At 61.4% G+C, this 24,685-nt stretch carries 25 protein-coding genes; 13 read left to right on the top strand and 12 right to left on the bottom strand.

What is annotated here, in order from left to right; all coding sequences use genetic code 11:
- The first annotated feature begins 20 nt into the window (after positions 1 to 20).
- From fucU to MOP44_RS15095, 5 genes are all read left to right on the top strand, one after another.
- Positions 21 to 452, top strand: a complete 432-nt coding sequence (gene fucU, locus MOP44_RS15115) for an L-fucose mutarotase (protein WP_260790861.1) — start codon at positions 21 to 23, stop codon at positions 450 to 452.
- Positions 453 to 547: 95 nt separating this feature from the next.
- Positions 548 to 820, top strand: a complete 273-nt coding sequence (locus tag MOP44_RS15110; RefSeq protein WP_260790860.1) for a GlsB/YeaQ/YmgE family stress response membrane protein — start codon at positions 548 to 550, stop codon at positions 818 to 820.
- Between the two features lie 69 nt (positions 821 to 889).
- A complete protein-coding gene (locus MOP44_RS15105) occupies positions 890 to 1,798 on the top strand; it encodes an NADP-dependent oxidoreductase (protein WP_260790859.1) in 909 nt (302 codons plus the stop codon).
- Between the two features lie 120 nt (positions 1,799 to 1,918).
- Positions 1,919 to 3,160: a flavodoxin-dependent (E)-4-hydroxy-3-methylbut-2-enyl-diphosphate synthase gene (gene ispG, locus MOP44_RS15100; protein ID WP_260790858.1), complete on the top strand. Its 1,242-nt coding sequence runs from the start codon at positions 1,919 to 1,921 to the stop codon at positions 3,158 to 3,160.
- A gap of 479 nt (positions 3,161 to 3,639) precedes the next feature.
- Complete coding sequence (locus MOP44_RS15095; protein ID WP_260790857.1) at positions 3,640 to 4,107, top strand: nuclear transport factor 2 family protein; 468 nt, start codon at positions 3,640 to 3,642, stop codon at positions 4,105 to 4,107.
- Between the two features lie 18 nt (positions 4,108 to 4,125).
- On the opposite strand, the gene MOP44_RS15090 is transcribed toward MOP44_RS15095, so the two are convergent.
- The 3 genes from MOP44_RS15090 to queF form a co-directional block, all read right to left on the bottom strand.
- Positions 4,126 to 5,370 (bottom strand): spinster family MFS transporter, encoded by a 1,245-nt coding sequence (locus tag MOP44_RS15090; protein ID WP_260790856.1) that lies wholly within the window; start codon positions 5,368 to 5,370, stop codon positions 4,126 to 4,128.
- Between the two features lie 151 nt (positions 5,371 to 5,521).
- Positions 5,522 to 6,406: an inositol oxygenase gene (locus MOP44_RS15085; RefSeq protein WP_260790854.1), complete on the bottom strand. Its 885-nt coding sequence runs from the start codon at positions 6,404 to 6,406 to the stop codon at positions 5,522 to 5,524.
- A gap of 93 nt (positions 6,407 to 6,499) precedes the next feature.
- Positions 6,500 to 6,901: a preQ(1) synthase gene (gene queF, locus MOP44_RS15080; RefSeq protein ID WP_260790853.1), complete on the bottom strand. Its 402-nt coding sequence runs from the start codon at positions 6,899 to 6,901 to the stop codon at positions 6,500 to 6,502.
- A gap of 109 nt (positions 6,902 to 7,010) precedes the next feature.
- Here queF and MOP44_RS15075 point away from each other — a divergent pair, with 109 nt between their 5' ends.
- The 6 genes from MOP44_RS15075 to MOP44_RS15050 all read left to right on the top strand — a co-directional run bounded on the left by MOP44_RS15075 (position 7,011) and on the right by MOP44_RS15050 (position 13,034).
- Positions 7,011 to 8,249, top strand: a complete 1,239-nt coding sequence (locus tag MOP44_RS15075) for an efflux RND transporter periplasmic adaptor subunit (protein WP_260790852.1) — start codon at positions 7,011 to 7,013, stop codon at positions 8,247 to 8,249.
- The gene (locus MOP44_RS15070; protein ID WP_260790851.1) at positions 8,246 to 9,229 is read left to right on the top strand and encodes a tetratricopeptide repeat protein; all 984 of its coding nucleotides are present in this window, start codon (positions 8,246 to 8,248) and stop codon (positions 9,227 to 9,229) included. Before MOP44_RS15075 ends, MOP44_RS15070 begins: the two co-directional genes overlap by 4 nt.
- A 32-nt stretch (positions 9,230 to 9,261) precedes the next feature.
- Entirely contained in the window at positions 9,262 to 10,578 is a 1,317-nt protein-coding gene (locus MOP44_RS15065; RefSeq protein WP_260790850.1) for a TolC family protein, read from the top strand.
- Positions 10,579 to 10,641: 63 nt separating this feature from the next.
- The gene (gene hpnJ / locus MOP44_RS15060) at positions 10,642 to 12,111 is read left to right on the top strand and encodes a hopanoid biosynthesis associated radical SAM protein HpnJ (protein ID WP_260796657.1); all 1,470 of its coding nucleotides are present in this window, start codon (positions 10,642 to 10,644) and stop codon (positions 12,109 to 12,111) included.
- A gap of 81 nt (positions 12,112 to 12,192) precedes the next feature.
- Entirely contained in the window at positions 12,193 to 12,633 is a 441-nt protein-coding gene (locus MOP44_RS15055; RefSeq protein WP_260790849.1) for a DMT family transporter, read from the top strand.
- Complete coding sequence (locus tag MOP44_RS15050; protein WP_313901010.1) at positions 12,630 to 13,034, top strand: EamA family transporter; 405 nt, start codon at positions 12,630 to 12,632, stop codon at positions 13,032 to 13,034. The genes MOP44_RS15055 and MOP44_RS15050 overlap by 4 nt, the downstream gene beginning before the upstream one ends.
- 38 nt (positions 13,035 to 13,072) lie before the next feature.
- On the opposite strand, the gene hpnE is transcribed toward MOP44_RS15050, so the two are convergent.
- The 7 genes from hpnE to hpnA form a co-directional block, all read right to left on the bottom strand.
- On the bottom strand, positions 13,073 to 14,488 hold the full coding sequence (gene hpnE, locus MOP44_RS15045) for a hydroxysqualene dehydroxylase HpnE (protein ID WP_260790848.1): 1,416 nt from the start codon (positions 14,486 to 14,488) through the stop codon (positions 13,073 to 13,075).
- A gap of 121 nt (positions 14,489 to 14,609) precedes the next feature.
- Positions 14,610 to 15,536 carry a phytoene/squalene synthase family protein gene (locus tag MOP44_RS15040; protein WP_260790847.1) on the bottom strand — a complete coding sequence of 309 codons (927 nt, stop codon included), beginning with the start codon at positions 15,534 to 15,536 and terminating at the stop codon, positions 14,610 to 14,612.
- Positions 15,533 to 16,507, bottom strand: a complete 975-nt coding sequence (gene hpnC / locus MOP44_RS15035) for a squalene synthase HpnC (RefSeq protein ID WP_260790845.1) — start codon at positions 16,505 to 16,507, stop codon at positions 15,533 to 15,535. The genes MOP44_RS15040 and hpnC overlap by 4 nt, the downstream gene beginning before the upstream one ends.
- Positions 16,508 to 16,545: 38 nt before the next feature.
- Positions 16,546 to 17,811, bottom strand: a complete 1,266-nt coding sequence (locus tag MOP44_RS15030; RefSeq protein WP_313901009.1) for a zinc-dependent alcohol dehydrogenase — start codon at positions 17,809 to 17,811, stop codon at positions 16,546 to 16,548.
- Positions 17,812 to 17,822: 11 nt separating this feature from the next.
- Positions 17,823 to 18,953, bottom strand: a complete 1,131-nt coding sequence (locus tag MOP44_RS15025; RefSeq protein WP_260790844.1) for a zinc-dependent dehydrogenase — start codon at positions 18,951 to 18,953, stop codon at positions 17,823 to 17,825.
- Positions 18,928 to 19,650 carry a phosphorylase family protein gene (locus tag MOP44_RS15020; protein WP_260790842.1) on the bottom strand — a complete coding sequence of 241 codons (723 nt, stop codon included), beginning with the start codon at positions 19,648 to 19,650 and terminating at the stop codon, positions 18,928 to 18,930. The genes MOP44_RS15025 and MOP44_RS15020 overlap by 26 nt, the downstream gene beginning before the upstream one ends.
- 309 nt (positions 19,651 to 19,959) lie before the next feature.
- The gene (gene hpnA, locus MOP44_RS15015) at positions 19,960 to 20,949 is read right to left on the bottom strand and encodes a hopanoid-associated sugar epimerase (RefSeq protein WP_260790840.1); all 990 of its coding nucleotides are present in this window, start codon (positions 20,947 to 20,949) and stop codon (positions 19,960 to 19,962) included.
- Between the two features lie 140 nt (positions 20,950 to 21,089).
- Between hpnA and MOP44_RS15010 the strand changes: the two genes are divergently transcribed.
- Both MOP44_RS15010 and MOP44_RS15005 read left to right on the top strand, forming a co-directional pair.
- Positions 21,090 to 21,599 carry a flavodoxin domain-containing protein gene (locus MOP44_RS15010; RefSeq protein WP_260790838.1) on the top strand — a complete coding sequence of 170 codons (510 nt, stop codon included), beginning with the start codon at positions 21,090 to 21,092 and terminating at the stop codon, positions 21,597 to 21,599.
- Positions 21,600 to 21,733: 134 nt separating this feature from the next.
- The gene (locus tag MOP44_RS15005) at positions 21,734 to 22,609 is read left to right on the top strand and encodes a bile acid:sodium symporter family protein (RefSeq protein WP_260790836.1); all 876 of its coding nucleotides are present in this window, start codon (positions 21,734 to 21,736) and stop codon (positions 22,607 to 22,609) included.
- A gap of 283 nt (positions 22,610 to 22,892) precedes the next feature.
- On the opposite strand, the gene MOP44_RS15000 is transcribed toward MOP44_RS15005, so the two are convergent.
- Both MOP44_RS15000 and hpnH read right to left on the bottom strand, forming a co-directional pair.
- On the bottom strand, positions 22,893 to 23,321 hold the full coding sequence (locus MOP44_RS15000; protein ID WP_260790834.1) for a hypothetical protein: 429 nt from the start codon (positions 23,319 to 23,321) through the stop codon (positions 22,893 to 22,895).
- Between the two features lie 172 nt (positions 23,322 to 23,493).
- Complete coding sequence (gene hpnH / locus MOP44_RS14995) at positions 23,494 to 24,612, bottom strand: adenosyl-hopene transferase HpnH (RefSeq protein WP_260790832.1); 1,119 nt, start codon at positions 24,610 to 24,612, stop codon at positions 23,494 to 23,496.
- Between the last annotated feature and the right edge of the window lie 73 nt (positions 24,613 to 24,685).

The raw sequence follows: 24,685 nt of genomic DNA, 5'->3' as shown, positions 1-24,685 counted from the left end.
GTTATCGTGGAGAACCGTCGATGCTCAAAGGAATTTCGCCATTTATCAGCCCCGAACTGCTGGCAGTCCTGCACCGCATGGGACACGGCGATGAGATCGTCCTGGCCGACGCGCACTTTCCCGGGCACTCGCTCGGGCCGCAGGTCCTTCGCGCCGATGGTGTCCCCATTCGTACTCTGCTGGAAGGCATACTCCCCCTTTTTGAGCTTGACTCCTACGCGCCGCCGCTCATCATGATGGATGTGGTTACCGGCGACGCACTCGATCCCGCGGTCGAGAGCGACTACATGGAAGTGGTTCACCGCCACGTCCCCGCCGCTGCCAACCCGATGCGCATTGAGCGGCACGCTTTTTACGGCCGGGCCCGCACAGCATTCAGCATCGTTATGACGGGCGAACTGCGCAAGTATGGCAACCTGATCCTTAAAAAGGGCGTCACACCTATTCGCTGAACTAGGCCTGCACCTCTACCCGCACTCTTCCTTTGGTAATCGCATTCGGGCTCAGGCAAAAAGCCTGCATCCAAAGCAATTCAGGAGGAAATGCAATGGGTCATGGAATCATCGCGTGGATCATCATCGGCGTAATCGCCGGCTGGATCACCGGAAAGCTCATGAAGGGCTCCGGCTTCGGCTTCATCATGGACATGGTCGTCGGCCTGATCGGCGCCCTCATCGGCGGCTGGGTTTCCAGCTTCTTCGGGTTTGGCACAACCGGCTCGCACGGCATGATCGGCAGCATCGTCATCGCCGTGATTGGAGCAGTGCTCCTCACGCTAATCGTCCGGCTCATCACTGGAAATCGAGCAGCGAATCTCTAGCTCGGAGGGCAACGCATCACCGCTCGCGGGACTCGAATGGGGAGACATTTACCCCGACGGAGGTCCTGCGTGAAGGCGGTTCTACTCTACGAATACGGCGGTCCGGAACAGCTCCGCTTTGAAGACACGGATGTGCCGGATTTCGGCGAGAACGAAGTGCTGGTGCGCGTGCGGGCCACCAGCATCAACCCTGTTGACTGGAAGATTCGTAGCGGCGCGGCCAAAGCCCGCATGCCAGTCGATTTTCCGGCCATCCTGGGCCGCGACCTCGCCGGCGAGGTGGTGGCCTCGGGCCGCAACGTCACGGGCTTCCCTAAGGGCATGCGGGTGATGGCGCTTGCGAACGGCACTTACGCCGAATGCACCGTGGCCAAGGCGGACGTGCTGGCGCCGATCCCCGATTCCCTGAGCTTCGAAGAGGCGGCCGCTCTCCCGCTGGTGACTACGACGGGCGCACAGTTAATCGAGCGAGCGGTAAAGGCTGCGCCCGGCGAAACTGTGCTTGTGACCGGCGCTCTAGGTGGCGTGGGACGAACCGCGGTGCACGTCGCCCGAAAGCATCGCCTGCGCGTTCTGGCGGGAGTTCGCGCCTCCGAACGCGACCAGGCCGCCGCCCTCGGATCCGACGGCGCTGTAGCCATCGATGATGAAAACGAGATTGAGGGCCTGATGGACCTCGACGCGATCGCCGATACTGTCGGCGGCCCGACTATTCGCCGCCTGCTAAGGGCTATCCGCAGTGGCGGAGTGCTGGGATCAGTGTTGGGAAAGCCGGAAAACGCGGACAAGTTCGACATTCGCTTCCAAGCCTTCATGGCCGCTCCCGACGCCTCGCGGCTCTATCAGCTCGCTGAGGACGTGGCGCGCAAGGAGTTTTCCATCCCGATTGCGCGAACCATGCCCTTGAGCCACATACAGGAGGCACACCAGCTTGCCGAGAAATGCGGCGTGGGAGGCAAGATCATCCTCGTTCCGTGAGCCGCATCTGGTTCATCTGCAAAGAATTGAACCGCCTGAGTCGCGGGCCTATCCACGCATTCGTCGCGACCTACTGACCACTAGAAACAGCGTTCCTAGTAAACTGGAATTGAGGTTTCTATGCCAGAGATTCAGCGGAGAAAGACTCCCACGGTCCGCATCGGCCAGATCCGGGTCGGCTGGGAGGTCCCCGTCGTCGTGCAGTCGATGACCAACACCGACACTGCCGACGTTCAGAGCACCATCGACCAGGTCGCCGCCCTCGCCCTTGCGGGCTCCGAGATTGTCCGCGTCACGGTCAATAATGAACAGGCCGCCGAGGCCGTTCCCCACGTTGTGGAAGGGCTCGACAAGCGCGGCATCACGGTCCCCATCGTCGGCGACTTCCATTACAACGGCCATCTCCTGCTGAAGAAGTATCCCGCTACCGCCCGCGCGCTGGCCAAGTACCGCATCAATCCGGGCAACGTTTCGATCGGGCGCAAGGACGACGACAACTTCCGCACGATGGTGGAGTGCGCGGTCGAGAACCAGAAGCCGGTCCGCATCGGCGTGAACTGGGGCTCGCTGGACCAGGCTCTGCTCACGCGCATGATGGATGCGAACTCCAAGTCGGCGAACCCGCTGCCGGCGCGCGACGTGATGATGGAAGCGATGGTGGTGAGTGCGCTCGACTCGGCCAAGGCCGCCGAGCGCTACGGATTGCGCGACGATCAAATCATTTTGTCGGCGAAGGTCTCGGGCGTACGCGACCTGATAGACGTCTACACGAATCTGGCTTCGCGGTGCCATTACGCGCTGCACCTCGGACTGACGGAAGCCGGCATGGGCGCAAAGGGATTGATTGCTTCAACCGCAGGCCTTGCCCCGCTGCTGCTCGCGGGCATCGGCGACACCATTCGCGTTTCGCTCACGCCAAAGCCCGGCGGCGACCGGACCGAAGAAGTGCTCGCCGCACAGCAAATCCTTCAGTCTCTGCAGATCCGTAGCTTTATGCCGCAGGTGACGAGCTGCCCCGGCTGCGGACGCACGACCAGCACCTACTTCCAGGAGCTTGCGGAGCAGATTCAGAACTACCTGCGCACGTCGATGCCTGAGTGGCGCAAGACCTATCCGGGCGTGGAAGAGCTGAAGGTCGCGGTCATGGGCTGCGTAGTCAATGGCCCCGGCGAGAGCAAGCACGCCAATCTCGGCATCAGCCTGCCTGGCACGTTCGAGGAGCCTAAGGCTCCGGTGTACGTCGACGGCAAACTGCTGAAAACGCTGCATGGCGACACCATCGTGGCCGAGTTCAAGGAGATCCTCGACAACTACGTGGTGAGCCACTACGGCAAGAAGCAGGAAGAGCTGGTCGGCGCATAGATCAGGTTGCTGCAAAGAGATTCAATGGGCGGCCAAGCAAGCCGCCCATTTGTCCTTAGCGCCTGTTGCGTCTGACTGCAGACACCGGCGACACACGACGATTGGCCAAGCGCCGAATTGGGGTGTTTACTGCGAAGTATAATTCCGCATCATTCGTTTAGACAATGTATTTTGGTCCTATGGAATTCAGTATATCGCTATCGTTAGTTTATTGTGGGGATTACGCCGATTTTGGCGAATATTTGGAGAAGCAAAAACAGGGGGAGGGGTAGCTAATTTTATAGTAACTACAGTTCCTGATTAGTTACTCCCCGTTTGTTCCTCGTTTCAGGTTGGGTGTGCGGGGTATGCGGCCTGGACACACCAATGCCCAAGAAGAGGCTAGCGCGATTCGGGGGCCGTTTCCGTGACGGCTGTCACCTGTGTGCGCCGGTTCTAAGCTTCAATCTGCTATGGTGCTCTTACTTCCCGGAGGCACGATGAAGATCAGCTCTTTGCAGGTGGCACTTGCGCTGGGTGTGCTTGGCGCTTCCATTCCAGCTTTCGCCCAGCAGTCGCATTGGGCTGATGCAGGCGACCCCACCGCCAAAATGATGATTGACGCGGAGCGCAAGTGGGCCGAGGCAAGCTGCGATCACAACCGGATTGCTGAGACGATTGTGGCCGAGGACTTCTGGGGCACCGCTCCGGATGGTTCGCGCTACGACCGTGCCAAGGAGATGGCGGGGGATCAGTCGCGGTCTGCTCGCGACTGCAAGCTCGATGGCGCTAAGGTGCGCTTATTCGGCGACAGCCTGGCGATGGTTTACGGGAGCGAGCGCGCAACGCAGACCGGCGCTGACGGCAAGGACGTGGGGCGCTGCCTGGTATGGACCGACACCTGGCTGAAGCGCAATGGCAAGTGGCAGATCATTGCCGCGCAGGACACCGCGGTTCCCTGCAAGTGACTGCCTGAGGTCGCTCCGCTAGGTTCGCGACTCTTGCAGACGCGGCGCAAAGCGTGCGCCGGAACCGAGGATCACGGCTGACACGAGCAGCGAGACCAGTGTGACGCCTAGCGCGAGGCGCAGGTTGGTACGATCCGAGACTGCGCCGATGATTCCCGGGGAGAACGTATCCCCGAAAAAATGAATGCAGAACAGGTTGACGGAGATCGCGGTGGCGCGCACCGGCGCCGACACCGAGTTGACGATGGCCGTGTTGAGCGGCCCGGTGTTAAGGAAGAGGAAGAACTCGGCTGCGAAGAGCGACGGCAGAGCCCAGCTACGCGGCCCGAAGAAGACCAGCGCGCCGCAGGGAATGGTCAATACGACGCTCCAGAACGAAAGCAGATAGAGAGCCTTGTGATTGGTCTTGAGCCAGCGCTGTGCGATGAATCCGCCGACGGCTGTGCCGGCAATACCGTCGATGACCGTGACGACGCCGACCCAGGTTCCCGCTGCCGCTGTTGACATGCCCGTGAAGCGCTCGAGAAATTGCGCGATCCAGGTCGAGATGCCGCCCATGGCGAATGTCAGCATGGCCAGCCCAAAGGTCGCCGTGAGAAATGCCGGGTTCCTGAATAAACCCCTGAACGTCGCGCGGTCGGCCGTCGCCTTCACGTGATCACTGCTCCCACGCTTGGGCTCCTTGCCGAAGAACCCGTAAAGCACGGCAATCAGGAAGCCGGGAATCGCGCATACGAGAAAGGGGGTGCGCCAGCCATATTTGCTGCCGAGCACACCACCTGATGTGACTCCAATTGCCGCTCCCACAGGAATGGCCAAATAAAAGATCGACAGGATGCGGTTGCGGCTTCGCTCGTCATAAAAGTCCGACAACACCGCGGGCGCAAAGATGCCGAACGAGGCCTCGCCGACACCTACCAGCGCGTGCCGCACGAACATGCTCGTGTAGTCGTGGACCCATGCCGTCCACAGCGTGAGGAGACTCCACAGGATCGCGCCGCCCACGATGAGCGGCTTGCGGCTAAAGTGATCGCCCAGCCAGCCTGTCAGAGGTGCGAACAGCATATAGACCACGAACATCGCGGTCGTAAGCAATCCGATCTGCTCATCCTTCCAGCCGAATTCCTTCTGGATCAGGGACTGGGCTCCGGGGAGGATATAGCGATCGATGTAATTGAGGAGGTTAAGGCCGATGAGCAGGCTCAGGGTGACGAGGGCTGGGCTGAACCGAGAGCGCTGGACGGGTTGAGTCAGGGTGGCCACGTGGGACCAGAATACAGGGATCAGGGAACAGGGAACAGGGATCAGAAAGACCGGTACGCCCCTTCGGCTTCTGCGCCGGCTCGGAGAAAAGGGACGGAGTTACAAGGTTACAGAGGGGTGCTGGAGCCGGAGTGTGCCGGCTCCTCGGCGGCTACCAGGCGACCTTTGCCGGTAAGAACTCTGCGAATAGCTCGTCGTAGTAGGGCTTGAGGGCCTTTACGTCGGGCTTGGTGTGGCCTTTCGAGTAGAGGTCGTACTGGTTGAATTTGAGCACCCATGGCAGCATGGCGCGGTCCTGATCATTGGTGAAGTGCTGATACGCGCCGTGCTTGTGCCACGGATAGAACGAGTGATAGCGCAGCATGTAGAGCGCTTCGATGTTCAAGTAGGGCTTCATGACTTCGGCGATGTAGCCGTCGTGGCTGAAGGACATGTGCAGGGCGTCGAGTCCGCAATGGGGCTCATAGATGCCGTGCTCGGTCTGGTACTCCGGCACATGGCGGTCCGGGTTGTTGGCGAAGTACTCGGGATAGACGATGTCGGGAGACCAGGCACAGCCGACGGGGAAGGTGTCGCCGACGACGGCCCACTGCGGCTCGCCGTAAAGGCAGAGACACTTGCCGAGGTCATGCAGGAAGCCAGTGAGGACCATCCAGCGGGGGTGGCCATCGCGGCGGATGGCCTCGGAGGTCTGGAGGAGGTGCTCGATCTGGGTGAGGTCGGTATCGGGATCGCTGTCGTCGACCATGGTGTTGAGGAACTCAGCCGCCTCCCAAATGGACTTCATGCCCTTCTGAAGTGAGAAGTATTGCTTCTCTTTCTCAAGGACGAAGGCGACGGTCTGATTCTCGTGGTTAAGACGGTAGAACTCGGCAACGCCGGGATTGGCGGCTTTGTCGTAGACACGGAATTCTTCCTCGGACTTGCCTTCGCGATAGCGGTCGGCTACGAAGTCGTCCCACTGCTCCAAACTCGAGAGGGGTTGGCTAGAAAGAGGACTTTCGGCGGACTGCGGAGCGGTTGGGGTGGCGCTCATTGTGGGACCCTCCTGCAAGGCCAGGCCGGTAAGGGGACCGAAGAGGCCGCTGCAGGTAGTTTCTCAGAAATTAGCGGGGCAGAAAATGAATTCTCATTCCTGCGGGCGGGGCCACTTGGCTACGACTGTGGTGCCGATGCCGCCGCGGGGGCGGAAAACGCCTTTGACTTCGGCCCAGATCGGGTCGGTGGCCTTGACGATGTCTTCGAGGACCTGATTGCAGATGTTTTCCTGGAAGATGCCGAGGTTGCGGTAGCAGAAGAGGTATTCCTTCAGCGACTTGAGCTCGAGGCAGCGCTCGCGCGGCATGTAACGGATGATGAGCGTGCCGAAGTCGGGCAGGCCGGTCTTGGGGCAGACGGAGGTCAGTTCGGGATCGTCGATCTCGATGACGTAGCCGGGGAATTGGTTTTGCCATGTTTCGATCGCGGGGAAGGCGAAGTCGAGTCCGGCCTTGGCGTGATCGTCAGTGTAGCGGGGTTGCGTTGTTGCCATATTCCCATTGTACGGATTGAAAAAATTCGGGGCCAACTTGCTCGTTTTTATGGATTTTCGCGCATCTTCGACCTCACTCATGTGTCTTATATACTGACCTAGGTTAGGAATGGCTAAAGAGAGCAAGCAATTGGACTGGCGCTGGGTTTGGCTCGGCGCCGGCGTGATCCTCATACTGGTTTTCTTCTCGGTGCGATCGCTTACCCGCGATCGGCTGGAGGTGCGCGTGGTTGAAGCTGCGCACCAGTCGCTGGAGAGCACGATCAGCACCAACGGAAGGGTTGAGCCGGAGATGAAGTACCAGGAGTTCAGCCCGATCTCGACGACGGTGAAGGCCGTGTATGCGCAGACCGGCGATCATGTGGACGCTGGAAAGGTGCTGGTCAAGTTGGATGACATCCAAGCGCGCGCCCGTGTGGCTGCGGCCGAGAGCGGCGTGAGAACGGCGCAGGCATTGTTTGAAACTGCCCAGCACGGGGGCACCCTCGCAGAGCGGCAGGCATCTTCTTCTGAAATCACGCGCGCGCAGATTGAACACGACCAGGCGCAGCGGGATGTGGATGCGCTGACCAAGCTTCAGGCCACGGGCGCGGCATCTTCGAGCGAAGTGGCGGCCGCGCGGCAGCGCCTGCAGTCGACTGCGGCTGCGCTGGAAGCCAGCCAGAACGGCTCGAAGAACCGCTATACGCCGGGCGACGTTGATCGCGCGCAGGCTGCGATACGTGACGCAGAGGCTGCCCTGGCTGCGGCTCGCGACGTGGAGAACAAGACGATAGTGCGGGCGCCTGCTTCGGGCACGATCTACACACTCGCCGCCAAGCCTACCGATTTCATCGAGGAAGGCAAGCTGATTCTCGAGTTAGCCGATCTGAAACATGAGCGGGTGCGGGCCTATTTCGACGAGCCCGAGATCGGGACTCTGTCGGTTGGACAGCAGGCTTTGATCAAGTGGGATGCCAAGCCGGGCCAAGTCTGGAAGGGGCACATTGAACGCGTTCCGGTGACGATTACCCAGTACGGCACCCGGAACGTGGGCGAAGTGCTGATCGCGGTGGACGACGATACCGATGGCCTGTTGCCTGACACCAATGTGACGGTCACGGTGACTACGTCAAGCCAGGCAAACGCGCTCAGCATACCTCGCGAAGCGCTGCACGTTGAAAACGGAAAGCCGTACGTGTTCCGCATGATCGATAACGAACTGAAGCGGACGCCGGTGACTTACGGAACGATGAATCTGAACCAGGTGGCAATCCTCTCGGGGCTGAATGCGGGCGATTGGGTGGCAACCGGATCCATCAGCGGGCAGCCATTGCAGGAAGGCGTGCCGATCAGGCCGGTCAAGTGAGGGGTCTCAGCTCAGTAGTATTTGCGGCGATCGCGCTGTTGTTGGCAGCGTGTGCAGCACCCGCGCAGGCGGGCGCCAGCAGCGTGGCCGACGCAAATGCAGCGCTGCAGGCGGGGCAGGCCGATTTGGCTATTTCGATTCTGCGGTCGCTTCCCTCCCCCGATGCGGATTCAGCGCAAGCGCATGGCATTCGGTGCAGGGTGTTGTTCACGCTGGAGCAGTGGGATCCTGCGCAGCCCGAGTGCGAGCGCGCCGTGGCGCTGGATTGGCAGAACTCGATGAATCACCTGTGGCTGGGGCGTGTGCTTGGCGAGAGAGCCGACAACGCATCGTTTGTCACGGCGTATAACCTCGCGAAGCGCGCGCGTGCGGAGTTCGAACAGGCGGTGCAGCTCGATCCAAAGAATGCGGAGGCGCTGGCCGATCTGGGCGAGTTCTACAACTCGGCTCCGGGCGTGGTGGGCGGAGGAACGGGCAAGGCCCAGGGCGTGGCCGCGCAACTCGACAAGGTGGATCCGGCGCGCGCGCATGAGCTTCGCGCTGCGATTGCGCAGGAGAACCACGATTACGTAGGAGCCGAGCGCGAGTTCAGGCTAGCCATTGCGGCAAGCCAGCATCCGGCGTTCCAGTGGATGCGCCTGGCCAGTTTTTTTCGCAAGAACAAGCGGTATGAGGAGATGGACTCTGCACTGCAGAGCGGAAAGGCCGCAGCGGATCGCGACAGGCATGCGGGCGTTGCGTTGTTCAATGGAGCGTCGGTGCTGATCAAGGCGAACCGAAATCCGGCGCTTGCCATCAAGATGCTGCAGGAGTATCTCGCGTCGGCCAGTCAGACTGAGGAAGCCCCGGCATTCGAGGCGCACACGTGGCTCGCGCGGTTATACAAGCAGTCAGGCGACGCGGCAGGCGCGGCAAGGGAGCGCACTGCGGCGCTGGGAATGGCCAGCGGCTACAGACCTGCACAGGATTTGAAGATTTGACCCGACGCATGGAGTTGAAGGGGAACAATTCGTTGGCTCGACTCAGCCGACTGGTCACAGTTGCCGGCGCTCTCGGTTGCGCCGCCATGTCTCATGCGCAGGTGTCGCTGAAGACGGTTGTTGACCTGGCGCAGCGCGACAGCACGGCCGTGAAGATGGCGGAAGCTGATGTTGCCAAAGCGAAGGCTGCGTACGAGCAGACCAGGGACGCCTACATCCCATCAGTCAACTTCGGCACGGGGATTCCGGCGTTCCCGTCGGTGGGTTTCACGGGGCAGCCGCCTTCGATTTATTCGATGACGGTGGAATCACTGGTGTTCAGCATTCCGCAGAAGCACTATATGGACGCAGCCCGTAGTGGTTGGCGCGCGGCGGAATCGAGGCTAAAGGACGCGCGCGAACAGGTTGCGCTTGACGCGAGCAACGCATACATCGAACTGGATACTGTGAACTCGGAGATCGTCTCGGCCCAACAGCAGGAGGAGTTCGCCAACAAGCTGGTGGAGATCGAGCAGCAGCGTACCGAGGCCGGGGTCGATCCACTCCGTTCTCTGCTTGTAGCAAAACTTGCCGCTGCGAATTTGAAGCTGGCGTTGCTGCACCTGCAGACACGGGCGGCCACGCTCTCAAAGCAGCTTGCCGCGCTGACGGGTTTGCCCGACGGCGCCATTCGAGCGGACCATGCGAGCATTCCGGAGATACCGAAGATCAGTCCAGGAGACGGGCACAACGTGTTGAATGCGATGGATGCGGCCCGGTTCTCGGCGCGGGCGCGGCAGCAACAGGCAGCCGGCGACAAGGAAACGAACTATATTCCCCAACTGAGCTTCTTCGCGCAGTACAACCGCAATACAACGATTCTCAACAACGTCAACGACTACTTCAAACAAGACCTGCCCGCCAACAACTTCACCTCGGGGTTCAACGTGCAGGTGCCGCTGTTCGATATGGTGCATCGTGCCAAGGGGCGTGAGTCCACTGCCGATGCGCTGCGCGCCACGGCAGAGGCGGAGCAGGCTGCGCGCCAGAACGAGGTGGCAATCGCGGAGCTCACCGGCACGCTGCGTGAATTGCAGGCCCAGGCTGAAGTCTCAAGCCTGAGGCAAGAGATCGCCGCTGACGATCTGAAGACAGTGCAGACGCAGATGCAGAGCGGAAACGGGGCTGGTGCGGGGCCGGGCGCTCAAGCACAGATGTCTCCCACGCAGGAGCAGCTTGCATTGATCGACGAGCGCCAGAAATACCTGGATGTGCAGGAATCAGATCTGAATCTGGCGAAGGCGCGGCTGAACCTTATCAGGGCCCTGGGCCACATGCAGGACTGGCTGAACGAAGTCAACACAAAATAGGGCACTTAACCATCGATTGCAGCGCTGAAAAACTGCTCGATGTTAAAATTGAAGGGAATGTCAATGCCTTTGAAAACCCTCTTCCTCAACCCGCCCTCGTTTGAGAATTTCGACGGTGGCGCCAGCTCGCGCTGGCCGGCGACGCGCGAGATTGAGTCGTATTGGTACCCGGTTTGGCTCGCTTACCCGGCGGGCATGCTGGAGGGCTCGCGTCTGCTGGACGCGCCGCCGCATCACGTGTCGGCGGAAGAGACGATCAGGATCGCGAAGGACTACGAGTTCCTTGTGCTCTTCACCTCGACGGTGGGCTGGGAGGGCGATCAGCGCCTGGCCGAAGCGATCAAGGCTGCGAATCCGTCGATTCGGGTTGCGTTTGTGGGACCGCCGGTGACCACCGACCCCGAGCGCGCGCTGAACGAGTGCTCAGCGCTGGATTTCATCTGCCGACGAGAGTTCGACTACTCCGTTGTGGAGTTTGCGCAGGGCAAGCCACTGAGCGAGATTCTGGGCATCAGCTACAAGAAGGACGGCAAGATCATCCACAACCCCGATCGCCCGCAGGTGGAGAACCTGGACGCGATGCCGTGGGCGACGAAGATCTACAAGCGCGACATGGACGTGACGAAGTACAACGTCCCGTTCCTGCTGCATCCGTATATCGCGCTCTACTCCACGCGCGGCTGCCCGGCGCAGTGCACGTTCTGCCTGTGGCCGCAGACGCTCTCAGGCCACGCGTGGCGCAAGCGCTCGACTGACGACGTTGCCGCCGAGCTCAAGTGGGCCAAGGAGAACTTCCCCGAGGTGAAGGAGTTCTTCTTCGACGACGACACGTTCAACATTCAGAAGCAGCGGACGATTGAGCTTTGCGAGAAGCTGAAGCCGCTCAATCTTACGTGGAGCTGCACTTCGCGTGTGACGACGGACCGCGAAACGCTGAAGGCCATGAAGGACGCGGGCTGCCGCCTGCTCATCGTCGGCTTTGAGTCGGGCGATCCGCAGATTCTGAAGAACATCAAAAAGGGCGCCACCGTTGAGCGCGCGCGCGCGTTTGCGAAGGACTGCAACGACCTGGGCCTGGTGATCCACGGCGACTTTATTCTCGGCTTGCCCGGCGAAACGAAAGAGTCGATCCGCAACACGATCAACTTCGCCAAGACGCTGGACTGCGAAACGATCCAGGTGTCGATTGCGCACGCGTATCCCGGCACCGAGTTTTACGAGTTCGCGAAGGCGGGCGGCTTTATCACGAACGAGAAGATGGAAGACGGCGGCGGGCACCAGATGGCGCACATTGAATACCCAGGCCTGCCTGTCGACTACGTGATGGAGATGGTGCACCGCTTTTACGACGAGTACTACTTCAGGCCGAAGGCGGCGTTCCGCGTGGTGTGGAAGGCGATTGTGAACCGCGATGTACCGCGCCTCTACGTTGAAGCCAAGGCGTTCCTCAAGCTCCGGTCGCAGCGCAACAAGCAGGTGAAGGAAGCGCGGAGAAGCAAGGCCGACGCACAGGCCGTCAGCGCCGGCGCATAGAGTGAAATTGTTGTAATCAACGCGAAGGGCGGCGCACTGCGTCCGCCCTTCTTTCATTTGCGGCTGAGGGCCGCACTGCACATGGCGCAACATCGCCTTACTCCGAATCAATGGATGATCCTGGGCCTCGTCGCGCTGAGCGCGCCGCTGGGCGACACCTGCCTGTCGCGCGGCATGACACATCTGGCGCCGATCACACTGGCGCATCCCGGGACGCTGATCGCGGCGGTGTTCACACCGTGGATCGCCATCGGCATTGTGTTGCTGATCGGATTCTTCGCGAGCTATCTCACGGCTCTTTCATGGGCCGATCTAACATTCGTACTCCCGGCGACGGCGTTCGGAAACGTGATCGTCGCGCTGTTCGCGAAGTTCTGGCTGCATGAGTCGGTGTCGTGGCAGCGGTGGGCAGGCGTCATTCTCATCACGGTCGGTGTCGGGTTCGTCGCGCAGGGGCCGGCGGTGACGGAGCGCCCGGCGGCGCAGCCCGCCGCAGCAGTGGAAGAGGAGGCTACCCGATGATGCTTGCGTCTCCAACTGGGACAGGGCCGTGGGCCGCTGCCGGCATGATCGCTGCGGTGGTGCTGCTGTCCACCACGGGCGAAGTGCTGACGGCTGCGGCGATGAAGTCGATCGGCGATCTCGATGATATTCGCGCGCATTCAGGGATGAAGGGTGCGATCAAGGCTGTGGTCACCTGCCCGCTGTTCTTCGCCGGCGTAACGTTCCTGGCGCTGGCGTTTTTCTCGCTTCTGTTGGCGCTGAATCATCTGAACCTGAGCCTGGTGGCGCCCGCTTCGGCGTCGCTCACACTGGTGACGAACGCGGTGGCGGGGAAGATCTTCCTGAAGGAAAATGTCGACAAGCGGCGGTGGGCATCGGCGGTTTTTGTGTGTATTGGGGTGTATCTGCTGGCGCATTGAATTGCAGCGGAGCTAGCGGGTTAGCGTAGCTGGCGGAGCTAGATAAAACGCATCAGGCCGCGGGGTTGCAGGTCGGGAATAAGGAAGCTCTGCGCGTTACCTGCGGTCGTGGTGAGGGCTTCGGCGGCGATGTGGCCGGAGCGGGCGGCGCTCTCCATCGTGGACGGCCAGCCGGTCTGGATCCAGTCGCCAGCCAGAAATAGATTTGGCCAGGGAGACTGCGCGCCCGGCCGCGCCGTATCGATGCCGGGCGGAACGCCGAATGTGGCTCGCACTTCCTTGATCAGGGCAACCTTCTCCACCTTGGCGTTGCGTACTGCGGGGAAGAACTCCTTCAGTTCTTGGAGGGCCTGCTGGATGGCCTGCTCGCGAGGGAGCGCGGCAAATGCGCGTGATGCGCTCTGCACCAGTTCAACGTAGCTGCCTTTGACGTTGCGCCAGGGCTGCATCTTTCCCTTGTTGTACATCCAGTGAATCTCGCGGTCGAGCATCACGGCGTGATCGAGATCAGTGATCTGGCGATCGAACCATAGGTGCACGCTGCAGATGGGCCAGTGCTCGTGCTGCGTGATTTGCTGTTGCAGGGCTGTTGCTTCCGGTGCGGCGGGCATGTTGGGCAGCAGCTTGCCGAAGGCCTCGAACGGCAGGGCCACGACGACATAGTCCGCGAGTATGTCGCCGGTTCGCGTGAGGACCGTCCACTTGTGTGTCGATTCATTCCAGGCGAGCGATTCGACGTTGGTGTTGTAGATGATTTGTGAGCCACGCTCGGTAAGGTAGCGCTCCGCACCTGCATACAGTTCGCTCAGCGGCACGCTGCCCATGCCCATCGCGCCGGCCCATGCGGAGTTCATGAAGAGCTCGCGGATGACCTTCGCCGCATATTTCACGGCAATGTGTTCGAGCTCGGCATTGAGCGCGCTGGCGATCACGAGGCGCCAGAAGCGATTGATTGCGCCGGCGGTCTGCTTGTGACGACGGAGCCAATCGGCCAGCGATTCGTTATCTTCATGCTGGGCGTCGGGACGCATCATGGCTGAGAAGGCGCGGCCCAGGGCGATCTTGTCGGCGAGCGTGAAGGCATCTGCGCGCAGGAAGCTTAGGGCGCCATGCAGCGGCGCGGGCAACGGCAGCTTCGACGGACCAAGACGCGACTGCCGTCCGCCTGGCTCGATCATGGTCATGTGCTGCGTCCAGTGAATCTTGTCGGCAACGCCGATGCGCTGATAGAAGCCGATGAGATTTGTGCAGCAGCCGAAGAGCACGTGCTGGCAGTTGTCGATGACCTCGTTAACGCCGGGGTGGAGATATGAGGAAGCGCGGCCGCCGAGATAGCCGCGGCGTTCGATCAGTGTGACGCGATAGCCAGCCTCGGCAAGCGAGCAGGCAGCGGCCATTCCGGCGACGCCTGCGCCGATGACCGCTACACTTCCCTTTTGATCCGCATCGAGCAAGAAGTCCCTCAGGGGCTAAAGCCCCAGCTATTTCTAATGCGCGTTACGGCACGAGTAAACTCGTGCCCTTTCACATTTTCGCAGTCCGTGCCGCGCTGATGCGGGAGCCTTGATTACAGCGTTAGCCCGTGAGGCGCGCCCAGCCCATGCGCAGCATGCCGACGGCGAGGATCTCGAGTTTGATGAACGTGGGCACGCTGGCTCGGCGCGAGAACACATCGTAGTCCGCGCGACGAATGCGGATGAGCAGCCGGTGATAGATGCGAACAAGCACCCAAAGCGCTGGACGGCTCTCGGGGTCGATGAGCGGCAGTAGCTTCTTCGCGGACGCGTAGTATTTCTCGGCACGCGCGGCGATGTCGGCAAGGAGAGCGCGCTCGTTCGCGCTCGGAGGAGAGCCCGCGTTGCGCTTCAGCAGCGAGTCAAGCGAGATGTTGTGCGCGGCCAGATCCTCGAGCGGAAGGTAGACGCGGTTGCGTTCGGTATCCTCTGCGACGTCACGGAGAATGTTGGTCAACTGGAAGGCGATGCCGGTTTCTTCCGCGAGCTTTTCCGCCGCAGGATCGGAGTAGCCGAATATGCGGATGCAGACCAGGCCTACGACCGATGCGACGAGATAGCAGTAGCGATAAAGATCATCGAACGTGGCGTACGTGTCGGGATGGTCTGTAGCAGCGTGCTCCAGGTCCATCGTGGTGCCAGCGACAAGTTCGTCGAGCAGGGAGAGCGGGATCCGGAAACGCTGCACGGCATCGCGGGTGGCAACAAAGACGGGATCACTCGTGCCGGCGCCGCGGCTGACGGCGTGCCATTCCGTGCGCCATGCATCGAGCTGCCGCATGCGCTCTTCGCGCGAAAGACTCTCGTCATCGGCCAGGTCGTCAGCCTTACGCATGTAGGCGTAAATAGCGCAGATGGCGTTGCGCCGCGCCTCGGGTAGCGCCACGAAGGCGTAATAGAAATTCTTCGCCTCGCGCTTGGCGATGTCGCGGCAAACCGCATAGGACTGATCGATGCCGGGCTCAGCGGATACCACGGCCGTACTCACGCTGCCTTCCCCAAACGCAAGAATGGCAGGAATTTGCCCGTGATTGCGCGCAACGCGAGCTGCAGCTTTGAGGCTTTGCTGATGGAGGGGCGCGCGCTCAGCACGTCATAGTCGCGCTGCTCGATGGCGCGCAGGATCTCAAGTCCGCCGCGGCTGAACAGATCGAGATCTACGGCGAGTTCGCGGTCGACCATACCGATGAGCGGAAGGCCCTGTTCGAAGAGGCTGCGCGCGTAGTCGACTTCGTGCGTAAGGAGTTCGCGGAATTGGGGCGTGGCCACGCCGGCGGCGATCGTCGCATCGGTCACGCCAAAGCGCTGCATGTCATCCTGCGGAAGATACACGCGGCTGCGTATTTGGTAGTCGCTGCGCACGTCTTGCCAGAAGTTCGCGAGTTGCAAGGCGGTGCAGGTTGCGTCGGACAGACGGAATTTTTCTTCCTGCGTCTCGGGAGTCACTTCGCCGCACGCATACAGCACCAAGTGGCCCACGGGATTTGCCGAGTACTCGCAGTAGGCGAGCACTTCATTTATGCTGGCGAAACGCGTGACGGTCTGATCCTGACGGAAGGCGACTAGCAGATCGGCGAAGGGCTTCTTGGGAATACTGCACGCACGGATTGTCTCGGCCAGAGCTACGAATACCGGGTGGCGAGCGCGGCCTTCGTAGCAGGCATCGAGCTCCTGGCCCCAGAGATCGAGGAGTGCCAGGGCCGCGGCGCGATCGGGTACTTCATCGCCGAGGTCGTCAGAGATGCGGCAGTACGCGTAGATGGCGTGGAAGTGCGGGCGCAGGGCCTTGGGCAGAAACCACGACGCTACATGGAAGTTCTCGTAGTGCGATTCCGCGAGGTTCTTGCAGTAGGCGCGCGCTTCGTCGAGTGTGGGCGCAACATCGGGGATGCGATATGCAGGAGGCAGCGCAGCCCAACCGCGGGCGATCAGCTCATCGTGTTGGGCAGCAGTGTCCATAGGCATATTTTAGCGAGTCAGCATGTCAGCGAGCCGGGTTACGGGACGATGGCGGTCTTGATTTCGTGGCTGCGGTTCATCAGCTTCTCAAAGACGCGGTTGAGCTCGTAGAGATGCGCGCGGCCGGTGATGAAGGCTCCGGCCTGGAAGCGGCCACTGGCGATGAGATCGAGCGCCTGCCGGCAGATGGCCGGGGTGTGGTGGAACGTGGCGCGCAGCGTGATGTCGTTGTAGTGGAGCCTGTTGGTGTCTAGCGAGACGTGCGTGCCGACAGCGCATCCGCCGAAGAAATTCACAGTGCCGCCTTTGCGCACAAGCTCTACGGCTTCCTGCCACGCTTCGGGCACGCCCACCGCTTCAATGGCGATGTCGACGCCGCGATCGTGAGTAAGTGCGCGGGTCATCTGGATGGCCTGGCGGATGCTGCGCGTCTGCACGATGTGCGCTGCGCCGAGTTGCTTGGCGGCTTCCGCCTGGCCGTCGTGACGGACGATGGCGATTACTTCGCATCCGGCGAGGGCGGCTACGTGGAGGATCATCAGTCCGAGCGGGCCGCCGCCGATTACCGCGACGGTGTCACCGCGGCGGGGGCGGGAATCCTCAAAGCCGTGCACGGCGCAGGCCAGCGGCTCGGTGAGCGCGGCATGCTCGAGGGGAACGTGATCGGGAATGCGCAGCGTGTTTTTGGCGACGATGCGAGACGGGATGCGGATGTACTCGGCGTAGGCTCCATTGTTGAAGAGCAGATCATCGCAAAGGTTTTCCTGGTCCCGCTTGCAGAAGTAGCAGTTACCGCACGGGGCGGAATTAAGCGCAACGACGCGATCGCCGGGCGCAAAGTCCTCTACACCTTTGCCGGCTTCGACTACTGTGCCGGCGAGTTCGTGCCCGAAGAGCGCAGGAGGCACGATCATGCGCGCGTGATAGCCGCGGCGGAATACCTTCAGGTCTGTGCCGCAGGTTAGAGCTGCACCCACCTGGACGATGATCTCGCCAGGGTCGGCCTGCGGAATGGGCACGCTTTCAATGCGTATGTCTTCGCGCCCGTGAAGGACGGCGGCGCGCATGGTGTTGCGCCCAATGGCATGTTCGACCGTCTTGCGGCCCAGGCTGACGGCGGATTCGACCTTCTTGCGGCCTTCAATAACGACAGTCTCAACGGTGTTGAGGCCGGCCTCGACGACTGATTCAACGGTGTTGAGGCCTCCTTCGACGACGTCTTCGACCTTCTTCCGGCCGCCTTCGACGACGGATTCAACCGTCTGGCGGCCGCGGAGGATTGCGGCTTTTACGGTGCCTGGCATCCTTCCTCCCGTTACTGTGCTCCCGCGCCGAGCACCGGTTCGATCATAATCTTCATCGAATCGGCCTTGGGGTGGGAGGCAATGTCGATTCCTGCGACCGCGTCTTCGGTCTGGAAGCGGTGTGAGATGAGCTGCGTAAGGTCGAAGCCGTTGCGGTAGCCGTTGAAGACCAGATCCGTGACTTCGTCGAGAATGTCGAAGGAAGACGAGTAGGAGCCCATCAGGGTCTTCTCGTCCATGCAGACGGCGCCGGGATCGAAGATGGCTTCCTCGTGCTGGGTCTGGGCGAAAAGCATTACCTTACCGCCGGGCCGGCAGGCGTCCATGGCGGTCTTGATGAGCGCCTTGCCGCCGACGGCGAGAATCACGGCATCAGCGCCGCGGCCTTCGCTCTCGGCAAACACGCGCTCAACGACGTTTTCCTTGCCTGCATCGATGGGATGCTTGAGGCCGAAGCGTGCCGCGATGGCGTGGCGCTCGGGATAGAGATCGGAGGTGAGCACCTTGGCGCCGGTGCGCAGGCAAAGGGCTGCGTGCATTAGGCCGATTGGGCCCTGTCCGATGACGAGAACGGTGTCATCGGACCTGAGGTCGAGCATCTTGACGCCCTTGAGCACGGTGTTTACGGGCTCAACGAACGCGGCTTGTTCGAAGGGGACACCGTCGGGGATCTTCACGACGCCGCCGTTGTTCACCACGAAGTCCATTACGCGGATGTACTCGGCGAAGCCGCCGCCGGAGGGCTCGAACCCCGCTGTAACACCGGTCTTCTTGTAGAGCGGGCACTGGGCGGGGGTTCCCTTGCGGCAGTAATAGCACTCGTAGCAGGGCACATGATGATGCACGACGACGCGCTCGCCGAGTTCGAACTTCGTCACGCCTTCACCGCGTGCGACGACAATGCCGGACATTTCGTGGCCGAAGATGCGTGGGGCGGAGTGCGAGCCGTAGTGGACCTTTTTGAGGTCGGTGCCGCAGATGCCGCAGGTTGCGATCTTGACCAGCAGCTCGCCGGCGCCGATTTCGGGAACGGGCACCGTTTCGATGCGCATGTCATTGATTCCGCGATAGACTACAGCGCGCATGGTGGCTGGGAGCTGGCGGGGAATGCTGAGCTCAGGGCTTGAGATTTGGGTAGCCATTCGGGTTCCTGACGTGACCTCCTGCATCGAGAAACTCGAGCAGCGACTGGGCGATGGAAGCGGCAGCCTTTCTACTATTTTCGCCCATCCGGATGAGCGCAGGCCAGTACCAGGGCCGGATCGCGGCAAAAAGGATGAAACTGCCCATGCGGAACTTGCCGTCGGGCGCGATGAAGGGGTTCAGGTCAGGCAGGTGGGCGTTCAGGGTATCGCTGACGCCCTTGATGCAGTAAAACGGGATCTCGCGCATCGCGGCGAGGCGGGCGATGGCGGCGGCTTCCATGTCGACGAGAGCGGCTTTATAGGCCGACGCGAGCCTAAGTTTTTCTGTTTCATTGGCGACAACTGGACTGGTCGCAAGCCATAGGGGGCCTGCATCGGCGTCGCAGTTGAAGCGCTCGCCGGTGCGTACATCGTAAACGCCGGCCATATTGTGAGCCGTGCCCGCGACAATCTCGGGCCGCAGGGCGCCCGCCCAACCTACCGAAAAGACGAGGTCGATGGGTCCGCCTTCTTCAAGGGCGCCGAAGGCACGGGTGGCGGCGGCCTGGCCGGCGCCGGCGCAGGCTGCAATCCACTCTTCTTCCTCGTCTCGCTGGGCCCAGAAGTCGATGCCGTTGCGCGTGGAGTGCGGCCAGCCTTGGACCAAAGGCTTGAGCTCACCGGGAAGAGCGGCGATGATGGCGACGCGGGTCATGCGGGGATTTGGCCTTTGCTCAACACCGGACTCCAAGGATCCGACTGGCGAAGATCCACGTTTCTAGAACAGGATAATCTTTCGGCCAACAGAGCGAACCTCCCGCAGAATCTCCTCGAATTCGGAGCCACAGTAGCCCCATCTGACGCACAGGATATCGTTGAGCGTACGCTCAGAGATCTGCGTGTGGATCATCTCTCCCCTGAGGAGAATGTCAAACGCATCCCCTACTAGCCTGACCTCAATATCTCGTCTCGTATTCGCGGCTGAATCCTTGTTAGTTCGACTCATGCAGCCCTTCCGCTGTGCTTACGGCGCATACTCATGCGCACGGAACCACTCGATGGCCGCGCGCATGGCCGGGTAGACCGGCAGAATCTTGAATCCCAGTTCCTGCTGGGCGCGGGCGCTTGAGGCGAACATCTTCTTGCGGCCCATGCGGACCTCTTCCAGAGTAGCGCGGGGTTCTTTGCCGCGGATCTTGCCTGTGATCAGTTCTTCGAAAAAAGCGTACGTGGCGGCGACGCCGAACGGGATTTTGGTGCGCGGGGATGGAATGCCGGTGATTGCCGCCATCTTGTCGAGGATCTGCTTGAGGGTGAGGTTCTCGCCGCCGAGAATGTAGCGCCGGCCGGGCGTGCCGGTGGTCAGCGCGAGGACGTGTGTGCGGGCGACCTCGCGGACGTCGACGAGGTTCAGGCCGGTGTCCATGTAGGCGGGGAACTTGCGGTTGAGGAAGTCGACGAAGATGCGGCCGGTGGGAGTGGGCTTGGCGTCGTTGGGACCGATGGGGGTGGTCGGATTGAGCACCATGACCTGCTGGCCGGCTTCGGCTGCCTTGATCGCCTCCTGCTCGGCGAGGAACTTGGAGCGCTTATAGTGGCCGACCATGTCGCCGATGGAGACGGGCGAGTCCTCGTTGATGACGATGCCGTCAGTGCGGAAGCCCATGGTGGCGACGCTGGAGGTGTAGACGACGCGGCGGACGCCGGCCTCGCGGGCCATGCGGAGGAGCTCGCGGGTGCCATCGACGTTGGCGCGGTACATGTCGGCAGGGTTCGGAATCCAGAGGCGATAGTCGGCGGCTACGTGCACCACGGCATCGCAACCGGCGAGCGAAACGCGCAGGGATTCCGGATCGGCCAGGTCGCCAACGCGGGTATCGCCCTTGATGCCTTCGAGATTGGCAAGATTGCTGCTTTTGCGGACGAGCAGGCGCAGATCGGCGCCCTGATCCGCGAGAGCACGGGCCACGTGGTGGCCGACGAATCCAGTAGCGCCTGTAACGAAGATCCGCATAAACCGAGAGTCTTCAGTCTAAACGGTCGGTCGGATGGAGTACCGCCGGCCAGTGGGCGGAGCTGGATTGGACGTATGCGCCGTCACAGCGTAGGCGGCGGGCTTCGCGCTACGCTTCCGCGTTACACGGAGGAGGGGCCATGGAGGCAAGGGTTCTGGTGGCCTATGCCACCCGATATGGTTCGACGGCCGAGACGGCGCGGAAGCTGGCGGAGTGCCTGGAACGCGATGGCGTTCACGCCGAAGTGCGGCCGGTGGGCGAAGTGAAGGAGCTGCGGCCGTATTCGGCCGTGGTGGTGGCCGCGGCGCTCTACATCGGCAAGCTGCACAAGGAGGCGCGGCACTTTCTTGCCGTGTGGCATGACGAGCTCTCGCGAGTACCGGTCGCGTTGCTGGTACCCGGGCCCGTGGAGGCGCAGGAGAAGCAGTTCCAGTCAGCCGAGGAGCAATTGGATCGAGAGCTGGCGCGGGTGCCGTGGCTGCATCCCGTGGCGCGCAAGGTTGTGGGCGGCAAGTGGGACCCGACGAAATTGCAATTCCCATTCAATTGGACACTCAAGAAGATTCCGGCAAGCGACGCGCGGGATTGGAACGTGGTGGGCGCATGGGCACATGAGCTTGCCGAGAAGCTGCAGACGATGACGCATTAGCTGTGCGCGAGGGAGTGGCCGAGGACAGCGCAAAATCCCCTCTGCCCGAGTTGCCAGTCGTTGTTCAGTTCGGAATGGGCGATGGTCTCCTTTAGTGATCGCGCAGGGCGCGAGCCTTATCCGGGAATCAACTGATGAGCATCCTGATCCTGATTGTCGTCGCAATCCTGATGATCTCTGTGGGCTTGAGCCTCGATCTGAAGGAACTGGCCGCGACGATCCGCCGATTGACCTGGCTGGCATGGCTGCGGCTACTGCTTGCCACATTCATCATTCCGGCGTTTCTTGCTCTAGCGTTGGGGCATGTCTTCGGACTGGGGCGAGGCGAACTGGCGGGAATCTTCCTTGTGGGGGCAGCGCCCGGCGCACCGCTGCTGACGCGCAATCTCGCCCGCAAAGGCTTCGACATGCACCTGGCGGCGACTTATCAGCTTTGGGCGGCGCTGATGATCCCGATCATGATTCCCCTGATCGTGTTTGTGGCCGGGCGGTTATACCACCGAGTGATCTGGGTTCCACCCACGGCAATGCTTTGGCAGATCCTGGAGAAACAGCTCATACCGCTGGCAGCGGGAATGGTTGTGGCAAGGCTCGCTCCGCGCGTGGCTCAGAAGATCCAGGCGCCGCTGAACATGCTGGGAAACGTGCTGCTCACCGCGTTTCTGGTGCTGATTTTGTGGAAGCTGGAGCCGGAACTGATGCAGACCAGTCCGATGGTTCCGGTTGTGGCGCTCCTGCTGGCATTGGGATGCATGCTTGCCGTGTGGCTGATGCGATTGAAGGATCCAGTCATCCAGGAGACCTTCGCGATTTCAAACACGAATCGCCATGCCGGGCTCGCCCTACTGTTGTCAGGGCAATATGTTCGTGCAACACACGCGATTCCGGCGATTGCCTGCTATGCGCTGGTAGCTGCGGTGGTGATGATCGTCTATGCTCGATGGACTCGTTGGAGCGGACGGGCCCGGGGAGCGGCCTCAGAGACCGGCGATCGACTCGTCTCCAGCTAAGGCGCTATATGTCGCGCGTTGCCTCGATGATGATGGCTCAGAGGCGGGAGTTATCGAAGGCGAGGTGGTGGCGCACGCCTGATCTACTCGGGCTGAGATACTCCACACGTAGCGCCTGAGACATGCTGAGCGGGCTTACCTGCCTCAAGGGTGCGAATCAACAGACCATCGCGGCCCGTGGACTCAATGGCAAAAGTGGCGCCGGGATATAAGCCGGTCTTCGCCTGGAGTTCCACCGGGAGAGCGATACACCCGCAACTCTGCACCTTGCCTGTCACTTCGCTTACTCCAGTTTGTCGGGATGGAGGGCGATGTCTTTTTCGCCGGCGGCCTTGCGTTCGTTGTAGGCCTTGACCCAGTCTTCCCAGTGCTTGCCGGCTGCGCGATCTTTGCCACTGAATTCGAGGCGTGCGATTTCGGCGTAGCTCATTTTGAGCTTGCCGTTGACGTTGGGCGCGAAGTAGGTGATGAAGGAGTCCTGGAGCGTGGCGCCGGTCTGGCGATTGAAGACGTAGGCTTCGATCTTGTCTCCCGATTTGGTGGTGATGGTCACATCGCCGCGGTAGTCGAATGCTTTCTCGAGCGCGTCGCGGACTTCTTCATCGCTGGCGAGCGAGGGCACCCAGCCTTCGAGCTTTTCATGCTCGAAGCCGGGAGCGACTTCGAGGGCTTCAATCTGTTCGAGTGTGTATTTCTGGACTTCTGCGGTCATGGGTACCAAGCGGTGCTAGCGGAGCTAGCGGGGTTAGCGGTGCTCGTGTCGGGCTAGAGTCAGGTCGTGCCCTTTCCCGTGGTTCGTGGCCGGTGAGGCCTAATACCTCAGGGGCTAAAGCCCAGCGGATTTGTGCCCTGTCGAAATGCCGGGCTTGAAAGCCCGGCCTACCTTATGCGTTGGTTTCTTCGAGAGAGCGATTTGTGGTTTCGATCTGGACCAGTGGCGCGTGGGGCTCGGTCTTCCATTCGGCCAGGAGCTTCTGCGCGTGCGGATCCTTGTATTTTGAGAACGTGCCGCGGACCATGCCCCAGAAGCCCTTCAGGCTACCGAAGCCCTCGATGACCGCCGTTGGCTCATAGCCGCAGCTCACCATGCAGTTAGCGCACTTGGGATTGCCGCTGGCGACCCCGTACTCCTCCCACTTCGTCGTCTCCATCAGTTCCTTGAAGCTGTCGGCGTAGCCGTCCTGAAGGAGATAGCAGGGGCGCTGCCATCCGAAGATGTTGTAGGCGGGTGAGCCCCATGGGGTGCACTCGTACTTGCGGTCGCCCATGAGGAACTCGAGGAAGAGGGGCGACATGTTGAATTTCCAGTTCGGCTTGCGGTTCGACAGGATGGCGCGGAAGAGGCGGCGGACGCGGGCGCGGCCCATGAAGTGTTTCTGATCGGGCGCCTTCTCATAGCTGTAGCCGGGCGAGAGGACGACGCCTTCGACGCCCATGTCCATGACTTCGTCGAAGAAGGCGCGGACGCTGTTGGGGTCGGTGCCGTCGAAGAAGGTGGCGTTGGTGGTGACGCGGAAGCCGCGCTTCACCGCTTCCTTGATGCCGTCGACTGCGAGGTCCCATCCGCCTTCGCGGCAGACGGAGAAGTCGTGGTGGTCGCGCTGGCCGTCGAGGTGGACCGAGAACGTGAGGTACTTGGAGGGAGTGAACTCGTGGATGCGCCGCTTCAGTTCGAGCGCGTTGGTGCACAGGTAGATGTACTTCTTCCGCGCGATGAGGCCGTTGACGATCTCGACGATCTGCGGGTGAAGCAGCGGCTCGCCGCCGGGGATGGACACCATAGGCGCGCCAGCCTCTTCGACGGCAGCAAAGCACTCCTCGGGGCTGAGCATGCGCTTGAGCACGTGCGGCGGATACTGCACCTTGCCGCAGCCGGCGCAGGCCAGGTTGCAGCGGAAGAGCGGCTCAAGCATGAGCACGAGCGGGTAACGCTTCTGCCCGCTGAAGCGCTTCTTCAGCACGTAGCTTGCAACCGTCCACATCTGGGAGATCGGAACTGCCATCGTGTGTCTAATCCTCCGGAAACCAGTGATCAGTGATTAGTGGTCAGTGATCAGTAGTTCCTCGATTCATTCT

This window comes from Occallatibacter riparius (assembly GCF_025264625.1).
Classification (GTDB): Bacteria; Acidobacteriota; Terriglobia; order Terriglobales; family Acidobacteriaceae; genus Telmatobacter; species Telmatobacter riparius.
This window is presented reverse-complemented; position numbering and strand designations above follow the sequence as displayed.